This is a genomic window from Paenibacillus sp. A3M_27_13 (assembly GCF_024213315.1).
GTDB lineage: Bacteria > Bacillota > Bacilli > Paenibacillales > Paenibacillaceae > Paenibacillus > Paenibacillus polymyxa_B.
In genome coordinates this window covers 57,160-70,940 of sequence record NZ_JANAVE010000013.1, presented here as the reverse complement: position 1 = coordinate 70,940, position 13,781 = coordinate 57,160, and the positions used below count along the sequence as shown (strand labels likewise).

13 protein-coding genes are annotated in these 13,781 nt (G+C 46.7%); all 13 read right to left on the bottom strand.

All coding sequences use genetic code 11. The features are described from left to right. Window positions 1–68: 68 nt before the first annotated feature. On the bottom strand, window positions 69–476 hold the full coding sequence (locus NLX82_RS26430; protein ID WP_025721676.1) for a 3-hydroxyacyl-ACP dehydratase FabZ family protein: 408 nt from the start codon (window positions 474–476) through the stop codon (window positions 69–71). 4 nt (window positions 477–480) lie between these two features. Further along, window positions 481–1,722: a beta-ketoacyl-ACP synthase II gene (gene fabF, locus NLX82_RS26425; protein ID WP_068938691.1), complete on the bottom strand. Its 1,242-nt coding sequence runs from the start codon at window positions 1,720–1,722 to the stop codon at window positions 481–483. A gap of 23 nt (window positions 1,723–1,745) precedes the next feature. After that, complete coding sequence (locus NLX82_RS26420; RefSeq protein WP_254349270.1) at window positions 1,746–3,446, bottom strand: thiamine pyrophosphate-binding protein; 1,701 nt, start codon at window positions 3,444–3,446, stop codon at window positions 1,746–1,748. After that, on the bottom strand, window positions 3,443–4,666 hold the full coding sequence (locus tag NLX82_RS26415; RefSeq protein WP_028542503.1) for an aldehyde dehydrogenase family protein: 1,224 nt from the start codon (window positions 4,664–4,666) through the stop codon (window positions 3,443–3,445). The genes NLX82_RS26420 and NLX82_RS26415 overlap by 4 nt, the downstream gene beginning before the upstream one ends. Before the next feature lie 44 nt (window positions 4,667–4,710). After that, on the bottom strand, window positions 4,711–6,171 hold the full coding sequence (locus tag NLX82_RS26410; RefSeq protein WP_053324333.1) for a class I adenylate-forming enzyme family protein: 1,461 nt from the start codon (window positions 6,169–6,171) through the stop codon (window positions 4,711–4,713). 12 nt (window positions 6,172–6,183) lie between these two features. Then, window positions 6,184–6,954, bottom strand: a complete 771-nt coding sequence (gene fabI / locus NLX82_RS26405) for an enoyl-ACP reductase FabI (protein ID WP_013308164.1) — start codon at window positions 6,952–6,954, stop codon at window positions 6,184–6,186. Between the two features lie 467 nt (window positions 6,955–7,421). Then, a complete protein-coding gene (locus NLX82_RS26400) occupies window positions 7,422–7,955 on the bottom strand; it encodes a hypothetical protein (RefSeq protein WP_025719307.1) in 534 nt (177 codons plus the stop codon). Window positions 7,956–8,249: 294 nt separating this feature from the next. Further along, complete coding sequence (locus NLX82_RS26395) at window positions 8,250–9,587, bottom strand: TrkH family potassium uptake protein (protein WP_023986461.1); 1,338 nt, start codon at window positions 9,585–9,587, stop codon at window positions 8,250–8,252. A gap of 90 nt (window positions 9,588–9,677) precedes the next feature. Next, complete coding sequence (gene lysS / locus NLX82_RS26390; RefSeq protein ID WP_023986460.1) at window positions 9,678–11,198, bottom strand: lysine--tRNA ligase; 1,521 nt, start codon at window positions 11,196–11,198, stop codon at window positions 9,678–9,680. A 110-nt stretch (window positions 11,199–11,308) separates the two neighbouring features. Next, window positions 11,309–11,785, bottom strand: a complete 477-nt coding sequence (gene greA / locus NLX82_RS26385) for a transcription elongation factor GreA (RefSeq protein ID WP_013308160.1) — start codon at window positions 11,783–11,785, stop codon at window positions 11,309–11,311. Between the two features lie 214 nt (window positions 11,786–11,999). Further along, a complete protein-coding gene (gene dusB, locus NLX82_RS26380) occupies window positions 12,000–13,028 on the bottom strand; it encodes a tRNA dihydrouridine synthase DusB (RefSeq protein ID WP_023986459.1) in 1,029 nt (342 codons plus the stop codon). Window positions 13,029–13,073: 45 nt separating this feature from the next. Then, on the bottom strand, window positions 13,074–13,274 hold the full coding sequence (locus tag NLX82_RS26375; RefSeq protein ID WP_175405216.1) for a helix-turn-helix domain-containing protein: 201 nt from the start codon (window positions 13,272–13,274) through the stop codon (window positions 13,074–13,076). Then, on the bottom strand, window positions 13,226–13,774 hold the full coding sequence (folK, locus tag NLX82_RS26370; RefSeq protein WP_023986458.1) for a 2-amino-4-hydroxy-6-hydroxymethyldihydropteridine diphosphokinase: 549 nt from the start codon (window positions 13,772–13,774) through the stop codon (window positions 13,226–13,228). The genes NLX82_RS26375 and folK overlap by 49 nt, the downstream gene beginning before the upstream one ends. Between the last annotated feature and the right edge of the window lie 7 nt (window positions 13,775–13,781).

Genomic DNA, 13,781 nt, shown 5'->3' with positions numbered 1-13,781 from the left:
GAATATCCTCCCGCTGCACCTGGCAGTCAGGAGGACAAAAGGACAGTTTAAAGTGCGCTTCCACCCTGTCATTGATCCAGTGAAACAATTTCTTCCGCCTCAACCACCAATCGATCCCCTACGGAAGCCCGACCGCTTCCAAGAATATAGCCCCGCCGACGCTTGATCACTTCAAAATAGAGATCAATTCGGTCCCCAGGCTTGGCCAAGCTGTGGAATCGAATTCCATTGAGGTTAGTCAGGTATGAAATGCCTTTTTTATCAATCGCAGCGAATGCCGCTAATTGTGCAAGCGACTCCACAATCAACATAGGAGGCATGTATGGGTTAGTGTCAGTAATGAACCACTCACTCCAGGTGACAAGCTTGTATCCCTTCGCCCATTGCGACGTTTCGTACCCGGTCACGCCATCCAACAGAAGAAATGGGTACCGGTGCGGAAGCACATCCGGGATATGGATTAGCTCTTCGCTCACAGGCTTATTCCCCTTCCCACTTGCGAACAGCAAGGCAGACGTTGTGCCCTCCGAAACCAAATGAATTGCTAATCGCCGCGCGGACCTCGCGTTCCTGATATACATGCGGCACAAAATTCAATTCAGGAGCTTCAGGATTGTCGCAATTGAGTGTCGGTGGTACTTTGCTGTGAATCATACTCTGCACAGTCGCAATTAATTCGACTGCCCCTGCACCGCCCATTAAATGGCCAGTCATGGATTTAATAGACGATATCGCCAATTGGGGGGCATGCTCCCCGAATACTTTTTGAATAGCGTTAATCTCCATACGATCATTAAATGGCGTACTCGTACCGTGGGCATTGACATAGTCGATTTCCTGCGGTGTCAAGCCGCCATCCTGCAGTGCGATGTTGATCGCTTCTGCCGGGCCGGAGCCAGAGGGATCTGGAGCCGTGATATGATACGCATCAGTTGTGCATCCGTAACCCACAACTTCGGCCAGAATGGTGGCTCCGCGGTTCAAAGCATACTCCAACTCCTCCAGCACCAAAACTCCTGCTCCTCCACCGATGACGAATCCATCGCGATCCACATCAAACGGACGACTAGCCTTCTGCGGCTCTTCATTACGTCTGGAGAGAGCATGGATATTCGCAAAAGATGCCAGATCAAGCTGACTAAAATTGGCTTCTGCTCCACCGGCAACCACAACATCAGCCGTGCCGTACTGGATCGTACGTAATGCCTCACCAATGGCATTACTTCCTGTGGCACAAGCCGTAACCACAGCAAAAGAAGGCCCCTTGGCTCCAATAGCAATGGAGATTTCACCAGGTGCTGAATTAATCATCATCGAGGAAACAAAATAAGGAGAAACTCTTTTGGGACCAAGCTTGGTTAATTTCCCATAGTTCTCCTCTATAACGTCGAGGCCGCCTGCTCCAGAGCCGACAATAACCCCCACGCGACTTGCATTCCGCTCATCAATCACTAATTTTGATTGCTCCACTGCCTGCCGGGCAGCCGCCAAAGCAAACTGAGTGAACTGTGCGACTTTATTAGCTTCCTTCTTGCTCATATATTGCAATGGGTCAAAGCCCGTAACCTGTGCACCGATCTTTGTCGGAATGTCCGCTGTATCGAAAGCAGTGACAGGTCCGATTCCGCTTTTTCCTTCCAACAGTGAATTCCAGAAATCCGTAAGATTAAGCCCGACCGGCGTTACGACTCCCTGTCCAGTCACTACAACACGTCTTCTCACTGTATCCACGTCCTTCGTTGAAATTAATTCTTGGAAGCCTGTTGCTCGTAGAGAGGAAAGTCGCCATACACATGACTGATTTTTTCATGCACATCCGCAAGATCAGCATATACCTCGACGACCACAAGCTTGTTCTCCTGATACTTTTGCCAAGCACGCTGAAGCTGTTCCCGTGCCTCTCCCTTACTCCGAATTGCAAGGCTTTCCACAAACTCATACTGAGGAATTTGAATTCCTGTCTTGGCCGCCTCAGAAACAAACGGGAGGGACTGCCCTGTGAGATGTTTATAATTCATCTGATTCTGCAACCAACCATAGCCACCATTATTGAGTACGATATAGATTAACGGTATTTGATACTCCACCGCCGTCATAAAATCCGAACAAAAGAGATTGAACGCACCGTCACCTACAAGTGCCACTACTGGACGTTGTGTTGCCACGCTTGCTCCCAGAGCAGCCGCCGCACCGAATCCAAGACTCGTTTGATCACTAGGAACAATCGAAAGAGAACCGTGGGCAAAGCGAAAATATGGATAAAAATAGGACCACATATCCTGCAATCCATTCTCTTGAAGAAGCACTAGATTTTCAGGGAACTCCGTCTGAATCATGTCCAACAGCTCAGGAACGTGGATTCCAGGGGTCTTTTTCAGCTCTTCCAGATAAATAGCCCTGTGAGAAAAAGCCTCCTGTTTACAACTCCCAATCGTTTCAAGCCACACTCCATCAGGCTCCTGCCCACGTCGTTCAAGCCACTGCTCCACCGCTGCATATCCATCACCGAGCACCTTGATACCCTTGTATTCGTGTGCAAAATCCTCCAGATTTACATTGACCTGAATCAAAGGTGTATCCTGTAGCAAAATATCCCACTCGAAGGTAGCCGTTTCTTCCAATCGACTGCCCAGTGTGATCACCACATCAGATTCCTTCCAGATTTGTCTTAGACTGAGATCTGTATAGAGTCCCGCAACACCACAGAAGAGTTCGTGGTCTTCATCAACTACACCCCGTCCCGAGGCGGTTGCGAACAAGGCCGCTCCATGTTGGTTAGCGAACCGCTCAATCACATCACCTGTACCTGACTTCATGCCGCCTCCGACTAGAATGAGTGGTCTGCGGGCGTTCTCAATAATTTCCCACGATGCATCCAACTCCCGACGAGACGGAGAGCACGACAGCTTTTCTGGTGGGGTAAACTGAAGCCCTGTTGGCACAGGCTGGTCCATCAGGTTTTCAGGGAGTTCGATATAGACGGGACCCGGTGCTCCATTGATAGCCAAAAAGGCAGCCCGCTCCATCGCCCATACAAGCCGATCCACATGCTCGACACGATAAGCCCATTTTACGAGCGGCTTCACGAGTGAGATTTGATCGGCTTCCTGAAAGGATCGGGTACCCAGCTTGTCTCCGCCAGTGCCAAGCGCCAAAAGCAGGAGCGGAGCGCCCAGGTTCTTGGCCTCCAGTAGCCCTGTAAGTGTATTACTGAGCGCAGGGCCTTTCCCCACAACGCATACGGACATCTGGTTGGTGGTGAGCGCATAACCTGCTGCCATAAACACAGCATTACGTTGATCTTTGCACAGAATAAAATCCATACCGGATGAGGGGAGTGACGATACGATTTTGAGATCATCACTTGGTAATCCAAAGAGATGCTGAACCCCAGCCGATTTTAAGTAGCCAATGATGGCATCCCAGGGAAAGAAGCTCGCAGTCATACCAAACTCCTCTTTTCCGACAAATATTCTGCGACAATTTCTGAAATCAAGATCGGCTTCGAAATGAGCTTGAAATCGTAAAAAATATAGTTCGACATCGTGCCATAGCCACCAAAAGGCTTATTGCCTTGATCCACATCCTCAAGCGTCTGATTAATGGTCAGCGTGTGCTTCTTTCGCAGAACGTCCGCCAGGTGACTAGACCCGTATAAGCTGCAACCCATTGCTCGTTCACTGAAATAACTGGAGGAAATACGCTTGATCAGCTGCTCGTCGTCTCGGTAGCTAACCACGTTGAAGACCGGTGAAAAATACTCAATAATCTCCAAATCCTGATCTAGCTCGCTATATACAACCGTTGGCTCCATCTTTTTCGTACGGAAATCAATGCCACCGCCGTAGATAATAAACTTATCGTTCGTATTAAAATATTCAGAAACTGAGTTCAGCGCATCTTTATAGAAAATAGGGGAATAGTTTGCGTTCGGATCATCGTTGGCTCCAAACACAAGTTGGTCAAGCCGCATAATCAGCAGGTTTTTGAAGCTCTCTGTCACATCTTGATGTACCAGAATGATGTCGGGTCCCAGGCAGTCCTGTCCTGAGTTGAACAGTCTCATTCGGATTACATCGGTAACCGCCAGTTCCAGATCAGCATCGGGTCCGATGACGAAAGGATTGATCCCTTGTCCATAGAAGATGTAGAGTTGGTCTTTTCGGATTTGTTTTTTGATCTTCTCCGCATTGACATAGCTCCCGGTGAACACCACAATATCAGCTGGCATAACCGAATTTTCCATAAAAACCCTTTGACTGACCTTACGAATATAGATGGGTAATCCGTGTACAGCCTGAAGCTTTTCATGCAGCATGTTGACGTACTCGTTTACGTGAGAAGAAGGGCGAAAGTCTATATTTTCAACGTACAGGGACGGAATCAAGAGGTATAATGCATAGGAGTACAAAATGACGTTGGAAGGCATGAATACAGCCATAGATCGTTGCCAGCTTGGCTGATAGGTCTGCACTTCTTGCAGAGCACCTTGAAGTGTGAGGATCGTGGAGTCAATTTCTGCATTGGCGGCCCGATAGGATGAAAATTGCGTGAGAATATCCATCACTTCCTGCCGATTTTCAATCAAATAATTGAGGCATTTCAGAATAGATTCATGCCTTTTCAGAAACAGTGTGTTTTCTGCCAGTTCTGGATTTATACTCATGGCACATTCTCCCTTTCCTGTATGCAGTTTTGGTATATATCTTGTTATGCTTTGCGAGAAGCAGCTTTCTCTAGAGCAACACGCTCCATCTCCAGACGATCTACTTTTCCATTGCGATTTAAAGGAAAATGATCGAGCGGAAGCAAAAGATCGGGAAACATGTATGAAGGGAGTACCTGACTCATCTCTTTGCGGAGCACAGGCACGACCTGTGAGGAATCACTTTCGATGAATGCGACAAGCAATGTCCCTTTAGCCTCATCCTCCAAGGTAATCACGCAGGATCGGTAGCCTAGCGAACCAATTCGGTCCTCAATATAGACCGGAGATACCATGTAGCCCATCCGGTTGACCGTCTTACCGCTGCGACCAATGACATACAGCATTCCGTCATCCAGATAGCCCAGGTCCCCCGTCTTGAACCAGCCGTCCTGTAGAACGGATTGCGTCAGGTCTGGACGATTTAGATAACCTTCCATGCATCCAGCACTGCGTATCCACACTTCGCCTACGATACCGTCCGCCTGCTGGTTGCCTGTAGAATCTAGTATTTTCAGATCCACACCAGGTAATGGTAGGCCACAACCCTTCGGACACTCTAGCGTCCCCAGCGTAACGTTGCCCAGTTCAGAAAGGCCGTAACCATTCAGGAGGGGCTGTCCAAATATGTTGTTAAATTTCTCTTCAAGGTCCTGGGTAAGTGGGGAACCGCCTACGCACCACATGCGCACCGGAGCTTCCTTGACCATTTCCAGTTGTTCGGGTTTTCGGTTTAGCATACGCAACAAGGTGTAAAAAGCAGAGGGGTTAGCGTCTACGACCGTCGCCCGGTCTTTCGTAATACTTGCAATGACGCTCCAGAGGTTTTTTGGATTGCAGATGATGAGAGAACATGAAGTTAACCACCAGGAGAAGATAAGTGAGATTCCATAAAAATGAGAAAAAGGCACAACGGGGAGCATATGGTCAGACGGTAGGTAGTTCATGGCGTGTATGGAATGCCTGATATTCTCCATAAAAGCTGAACCAGCTTTCACGATTCCCTTGGGTTTGCCCGTCGTACCTGAAGAATACAGAATGAGCGCATCTGACCTCTCGCACCACTTGCTAAAGTCGAGGGCTTCAAGCTTTGGCTCTCCCACCCAATCCGGGTGTACTGCTTCTTCTTGAATCAGATCTTGAATCAGAATAACGAGAGCATGAGGAAGTTCTAAATCGGAATCCGTAAGGATGCAACAGGCACCCGCTTCATCATAGATTTGGGCCACCTCATCGAGCACAGTCTGCTCGTCCACCACAGTCACCGAAACAGCAATATTGCACAGGGAGAACAGAGACACAACAAACCAATAGGAATTGGCCGCTTTCAGAATCACTCTACCGTCTTCGGGAATTCCTCTGAGCGTCAACATCCGGGAGAAGATCGTAACGTCTCGCTCCAGACGCTCCCTAGTCATAACTCCTTCAGGTGAGATAATACGGCAATCCGTATGCGTAATAAGCACAACGTTCCCTCCTTACATCCCCGTAATATGGTATCCAGCATCTACATGGATAACTTCACCCGTAATGCCTCTCGATAAATGGGAAAATAGGAATAACGCCGTATCTCCGACTTCCGACGTATCAACCGTCTTGCGTAGGGGCGTAGTTTCTTCAATATGTTTGAGCATTGTGTTAAAATCTTTAATGCCATAGGCAGCCAAGGTCCGTATCGGACCAGCGGAAATCGCATTTACGCGAATGCCATATGTGCCCAGATCATTCGACAGATAGCGCATGCTGGCTTCCAGTGAAGCCTTCGCCACACCCATAACATTGTAATTTTTGATCGCTCGTTCTGCGCCAATATACGTCATGGTGACGATACTTCCACCCTCTGTCATCAGTGGGTATACTCGACGGGAGACAGCAGCCAGAGAATAGGCACTGATTTCTTGTGCAACGGCGAATCCCTCACGAGAAGTGTCAACGAACAAGCCATCCAAATCCTCAGCCTTAGCATAGGCGACACTGTGAAAATAACCATGTAATACGCCTACTTTTTCTTTTAGAAAATCCGCCAATGCATCAAGCTCTTCATTGCTTTGAACATTACAAGGACAGACCAGTGCTCCTGGAATGGTTTCAACGAGCTTTAGTACCCGCTCTGCAACCCTCTCATTTTCGTAAGTAAAAATGAGCTGTGCTCCTTCAGCAGCTAAAGATTGAGCTGTCCCCCAGGCAATACTCCTGTTATTAGCCACGCCCATAATCAAAATGTTCTTACCGCTCAGTAGTACTGCCACAGAAACCACCTTTCTTTTTTTACATTTTTAAACAAAATAACAACTTAACTGCGTATGTCTACATTTATAGACATATGTAATCTTTCCTGGAATATTATCGCGTTAATTGCCAAACTTGGATAGGCGACGTTTTAGGCAAATCACAAAATTTATTTTAAAATTTGTGTAACACATCTTGCATGCTGTCTGTCATCTCACAAAAAATAGTTGTGTTGCTTCTGGTGGTCTGTGTTCAAATCGAAAGGGATACATGTGTGTGAAAAAAGATAGCGAGGCAAAAATAAGGTGACTGTCAAAGTGAGTTAAACATAAAATCCTCATATTTTTGTAAATATTTACATTTCGACGACGGACTCACCCCACTACCGGAAGTAACCACTTCATTTTCAACAACAATGAGTCTTCCGATTTGAACATCCTGAGTGACCAGCCAGATTTTATCTAATCTAAGTGTAAAGCCTTAACCTCTATAGACTACGCTTTTGTTTTTTGGGAGCTAAAGTATAGCTAAAGGAGACAACAAAGTCGATTGCCAGAACGATCGCCCATGTTTGCATAATGCCCTCCAAAGACACCGTACGCTGCGGATCATCAACATACACAATGATGGCGAGCAACAAAGCATTACCTATAGCCCAGCCCAAAAGGTGAAGCAACCAACCTATCCGTTCCTCTTTTGCATGAGCAGCACCATACTTACGTTCAGGCTTGGGTCCCTTACCAAACCAATGGGAGAACCGTACATCCGCCCACTTAATTAACCTATGACCAAATGCTACTGTAATACCAAAATAACAGGCCGCCAAGCCAGTAGCAGTCGTAATCTCCATGCCACTTTTCACCGTGATGAACACCGCAATCAGTAGCAGGATATCAATAATGGGGGTAAATAGTAAAAGAAGACCGCCTAATTTCTTCAAGCCAAACATATACCTTGCGATCAACCCTGCAACAACAAAAACCCAAAATAAAACTTCTGCACTAATGATAAATAAATACATAATAGATGATTCCTTTCAAATTAGAAATTGGTATTCACCTCAACTATCCCCCTTTCATGCCCACTATCATACAATATTATACATAATATTCCTAGTATTTTGTCTATAATTACATAAAAGGAAACAAATAGCCGTTTTTTTCTGCGAAAATCAGTATCTGTTCAGCCCATTTCGTCTTGTTCTCAAAATGGGCATTTTACATGATATGCTACCCATAAAGAATTATGATGATCTGAAATGAAAAAAGATGTACCTATGCTAATCAGCACGGGTACATCTTTTTTTACAGATACACTATCCAATTACAATATGACCTTCGGGACGACGGTACAATGTCTTGGTCGAGCGTGGACGAATGGCATAGGCAATCGTAAGAGGACCAATCCGACCAATAAACATAGTCACACAAATAATCAGCTTGCCTGCGTCAGACAATCCTGGCGTCACTCCTACAGACAACCCTACCGTTCCGATTGCGGAAGCAGCCTCAAATGCAAGGGAGAGAAATGGCGCATCCTCTGTCATTAAGAGCAGTATAACCACAATCGAGAATATAAATAGGGCCAGTACAATAATGGTCAGCGCCCGCATCATGATATCTTTGGGGACCCTATGACGGAAAAACACAATTTCCTTCTGTCCTCGCATGACGGCGATTAGCGCACCTACCATAAGCAGAAACGTAGTCGTTTTAATTCCTCCTCCCGTGGAGCCCGGAGAAGCACCGATAATCATCAGCAACATAATAAAAAACTGACTTGCCTGCCTTAACCCGCTGATATCGACTGTGCTCGTACCTGATGATCTCGTGGAGACCGATTGAAAGACAGCTCCATATACTTTGCCTTCCCAGTTCAGCGCACCCAAGGTTCGTGCATTGGTAAACTCAAAAACAAATAAAACCAGCGCACCAACCACAATGAGCACTCCCGACACGCTAAGCACCATTTTGGAGTGTAGAGACAGTCTCCGGGTACGGCGAAAATCGAACAGATCGCTAAGTACAAGGAAACCCAAGCCTCCTGATATAACGAGCACAGATGCAATCATATTGAAAACAAAATCTCCAGCGTACTGTTGGAAGCTAGTCCCGAACAGATCGAATCCCCCGTTATTAAAGAGGGATACGGAATGGAATATTCCATAATATATCGCTTGTCCGACAGGCATCTCTCGCATCCACCGCAAAGCTAAGACGACGGCAGCTATCGCCTCAATGGTAAAGGAAAAGATCAGCACCTTGCGAATAATACGCACGATCCCTTCCATGCTATCGGCATTAATAGCCTCCTTAAGCAGCAACCGATCCTTTAACGATAATCGCCGCCCCAACAACAGCGCAAACAAGGTCGCTAAGGTCATAAACCCCAGCCCGCCTAGCTGCATCAGCACCAAAATGACGGTTTCGCCAAACATCGTATACGTTGAATCGACGTCAACAACGACCAGTCCTGTGACGCAAGCGGCTGAGACGGACGTAAAAAGCGAATCAATCCAATGCGGAGCATGACCACTATGATTGGCAACAGGAAGCATCAGTAGCAAAGTACCCAATGCAATAATCAATAAATATCCGATGACCAATATAAAAGGAGGCGATGCGAACCGACTAAGCTTGACGCTGCGTTTCATTAGAGTATTCTCTCCATCCGTTCTTATGAAAAAGAGGAACAAGACACGGGAAGCCCGGCTGATCCTCTATATTCATAATGTTATGTTATTCTACTGTTGGTTACGCATATGCGGGAAAAGCAGCACATCGCGAATGGAAGGCGCATCTGTCAGCAACATAACCAAACGATCGATGCCGATGCCCAGTCCACCTGTTGGTGGCATCCCGTATTCCAAGGCGCGGATAAAGTCATCATCCATTTCATGCGCCTCGTCGTTACCGTGCTCACGTTCCAGCAATTGTGCTTCAAAACGTTGGCGCTGGTCGATTGGATCATTCAGCTCAGTGAACGCATTCGCATGCTCACGAGCAACCACGAACAGCTCGAAGCGATCCGTAAACCGCGGATCTTGTTCGTTTTTCTTGGCCAACGGCGAAATTTCAACCGGATGTCCAGTAATAAAGGTCGGTTGAATAAGCGTTTCCTCTACGAACTGCTCAAAGAATGCATTCAGGATATGGCCAAATGTCATATGCGGTTCAACCGAAACTTTATGCTCTTTCGCAAGGCGATGAGCTTCTTCATTACTCATCTGCACGCTAAAGTCTACACCTGTTACTTCTTTAACAGCATCAACCATGGAGACTCTGCGCCATTGCGGCGTCAGATCCACTTCCTGGCCTTGATATTGAATGTGTTGTGTGCCCAGTACTTCCTGCGCAATATGTGCAACCATGTTTTCCGTCAATTGCATGATATCTTTATAATCAGCATACGCTTCATACAGCTCAATCATCGTAAACTCAGGGTTATGGCGGGTCGAAATACCTTCATTACGGTAAACACGACCGATCTCATATACTTTCTCCATTCCGCCGACAATTAGTCGTTTCAAATGGAGTTCAATAGCAATACGCATATAAAGCTGCATGTCCAATGCATTATGGTGCGTAACAAATGGCTTCGCCGCCGCCCCGCCAGCAATGGAATGTAATGTTGGGGTTTCAACTTCCAAATAGCCGAGCGAATCGAGATAACGACGCATGGATTGAATAATACGGGACCGTGTAATGAACGTTTTTTGTACTTCAGGGTTCATAACCAAATCGACATACCGCTGACGGTAACGCAATTCAACATCCTTCAGGCCATGATATTTCTCTGGTAATGGATACAAGGATTTGGACAAGACCTCAATATCCAGCACTTTGATTGTCGTTTCGCCCGTTTTGGTCTTGAAGAGCACACCCTTAACACCAACAATATCACCCAGATCCAAAATACCAAATGCTTTATATTTGGATTCAGGTACCGTGTCTTGACGAACATAAATTTGAATACGTCCGCTAAGATCCTGTATATGAGCAAAGCTGGCTTTTCCCATAACACGTTTAGCCATAATACGGCCTGCTATGCTAACTTCAATATTCTTTTCTTCCAGTTCTTCCTTAGTCAAACTGTCATACTTGCTCAGTAGTACGCCCGCTTCAGCCGTGCGTATGTATTTGCGTCCAAAAGGATCAATGCCCAATGCGCGAAGCTCGTCCAATTTGGCACGACGAATTTGTAATAGTTCACTTAATTCCTCGCGATTTTCTTGTGTTTCCTGGTTAGTAGTTTCATCCGACATGGTGCTAAATCAGCTCCTTCAATATGAATAGACGGGCCGGGGTCCGTCCGGGTGTAGAGAAAAAAAGCTTCCACAAGGAAGCTTTTACATTAAATTCCAAAGTCCGTGTCTTATTTCTTGATATCCACGATTTTATATTGAATAACGCCTGCTGGAACGGTGACATCCACAACAGTTCCCTTTTTCTTACCGAGAATTGCCTTGCCAACCGGACTTTCATTCGAAATCTTATTCTGTAGCGGGTCGGATTCGGCGGAACCTACGATAGCATACTCTGTAATATCTCCGAATTCCAAATCTTCAACGGTCACAGTTGCACCTACTCCCACAACATCGGTGTCAATTTCATCACTATTGATAATGCGGGCATTGCGTAGCATCTTTTCCAACGTAATTACACGGCCTTCAATAAAGGCCTGCTCATTCTTCGCATCCTCATATTCGGAGTTTTCACTAATATCTCCGTATCCGATGGCTACCTTAATCCGTTCAGCCACTTCGCGGCGTTTGACAGACTTTAAGTTCTCAAGCTCATCTTCGAGCTTTCTAAGACCTTCCTGTGTCAGAATGACTTCTTTATCGCTCATCTTAACCGATTCTCCTGTCATGGGAAAAGTTTAAAAGTGCATCGGAATGCACGCTTTCAAAACATAATATGCCACTCTGAGGGAATGAGAACATTTCCTGCTGTTGTCTTGAGAGCTGCACACAATTTGTAGCATACATCAAGATTTTATACTGAACGATTATAGGGCAAGCAATTGGAAAAGTCAATCGCGTGCGCAGGCCGGAACAGCTTCCTTATTGCGCAACAGCAGCAGGAGAAGCAGCACTTGTAGAAGGCTCATCGTTTTCTACCATGTGCAATTGAGATACAAATTGATCCAAAATACGTACCATATCGTCGCGCTTTGTTTCTTCCATAATGACATCCTTAATACGTGCAGAACCTTTAAACCCCTTGAGGTACCAAGCCAGATGCTTGCGCATTTCACGGACAGCTACCGCTTCACCCTTCAATGCAACCAGACGATCCATATGCAGAATGGCAATGCGGATTTTTTCTTCCGGTGAAGGATCGGGCAACAGCTCACCTGATTGCAAGTACTCAATCGTACGGTAGAGCATCCACGGATTCCCCAGAGCACCGCGTCCGATCATAACGCCATCACAATTGGTCAGATCCAGCATGCGGCGGGCATCTTCCGGTGATGCCACATCACCGTTTCCAATTACAGGAATGGAAACTGCTTCTTTAACTTCTTTTATAATATCCCAATTCGCATGTCCCGTATACAGTTGCTCCCGTGTACGGCCATGTACGCTAACGGCCTGACCTCCGGCACGTTCAACAGCGCGAGCGTTCTCTACGGCATAAATATGCTCGCTATCCCAACCAATACGCATTTTCACGGTAACCGGCTTGCTTACCGATTCCACTACCGCCGATACCATTTCATAAATCTTGTTTGGATCGAGCAGCCAACGAGCACCTGCATCACATTTGGTCACTTTGGGAACCGGGCAGCCCATATTGATATCAATAATATCTGCATTCGTTTCCTGATCTACCACCTTCGCTGCTTCCACCAAAGATTCGCGGTCGCCTCCAAAAATTTGCAAGCTAAGCGGCTTCTCGCGCTCATCTACAAACAGCATCTCACGTGTACGCTTGTTGCCGTGAATGATGGCCTTATCACTAACCATCTCTGCACATACCAAGCCTGTACCGAACTCCTTGGCGATCAAGCGAAAAGCAGGATTGCACACGCCTGCCATGGGTGCCAAGACGACTTGGTTTTTCATTTCAATATCGCCGATTTTCAACATATCTGTTCACCCCTTTATTCCTTCTTTTATATCGTATACTTATCGTCATTCCGTCAGTTCCCGGACTTCAATTTCTAGCGTTTGGGCGATGATGTTCAGCATGTCTGGGTCTACTCTACGATTGCCTCGCTCCACAGCACCTAATACAGTCAAAGATATACCAGTACGTTCTGCCAACTCCTGCTGTGTGAACCCTTTTAGCTTCCGAAAGGCGCGGAGTCGTTGCGCCAGCTGCATGTTTTCCAAAGCTGTATGCCGTCCTTTCCATCCACAGAATTCAATGCAGTATGCACGATACTGTACAGACCGGACGGATCTTGGTTCGGAACGATATCAGCCAAAGGAACCAGCACAAAAGCACGCTCCAACATACGAGGGTGAGGAAGCTCCAAATCCGGTGTAGCCAGTTGCGCCGCTTCCATCCATAACAAATCCAGATCAATGGTTCGTGGCCCATTAGGAATGTGTCTTACTCTCCCCAGACGACTCTCCACCTCCAGCATATATACCAGAAGCTCCTCTGGAGCAAGTGTTGTAGATACGGCTACCGTCATGTTCAAAAAAGAAGGTTGATCCAGATACCCAACAGGCTCTGTTTCGTACAGGCTGGAGCACCGAAGCACCCGTATACCCGGATGTTCGTCCAGCGCCGTAATGGCTTCATACAGGGTATGCTCGCGCTCCCCCAAATTAGCCCCTAAAGCAATATAAGCCTCTGATGCCTCAGAGGTCGAATGTGCATTCATGTATCGT

Excerpts from the sequence above, each read along its gene's own strand:
- NLX82_RS26420 (WP_254349270.1), bottom strand. The coding sequence starts at position 3,446 with ATGACTGCGAGCTTCTTTCCCTGGGATGCCATCATTGGCTACTTAAAA.
- NLX82_RS26415 (WP_028542503.1), bottom strand. The coding sequence starts at position 4,666 with ATGAGTATAAATCCAGAACTGGCAGAAAACACACTGTTTCTGAAAAGG.
- dusB (WP_023986459.1), bottom strand. The coding sequence starts at position 13,028 with ATGTTGAAAATCGGCGATATTGAAATGAAAAACCAAGTCGTCTTGGCA.
- NLX82_RS26395 (WP_023986461.1), bottom strand. The coding sequence starts at position 9,587 with ATGAAACGCAGCGTCAAGCTTAGTCGGTTCGCATCGCCTCCTTTTATA.
- lysS (WP_023986460.1), bottom strand. The coding sequence starts at position 11,198 with ATGTCGGATGAAACTACTAACCAGGAAACACAAGAAAATCGCGAGGAA.
- greA (WP_013308160.1), bottom strand. The coding sequence starts at position 11,785 with ATGAGCGATAAAGAAGTCATTCTGACACAGGAAGGTCTTAGAAAGCTC.
- folK (WP_023986458.1), bottom strand. The coding sequence starts at position 13,774 with ATGAATGCACATTCGACCTCTGAGGCATCAGAGGCTTATATTGCTTTA.
- NLX82_RS26400 (WP_025719307.1), bottom strand. The coding sequence starts at position 7,955 with ATGTATTTATTTATCATTAGTGCAGAAGTTTTATTTTGGGTTTTTGTT.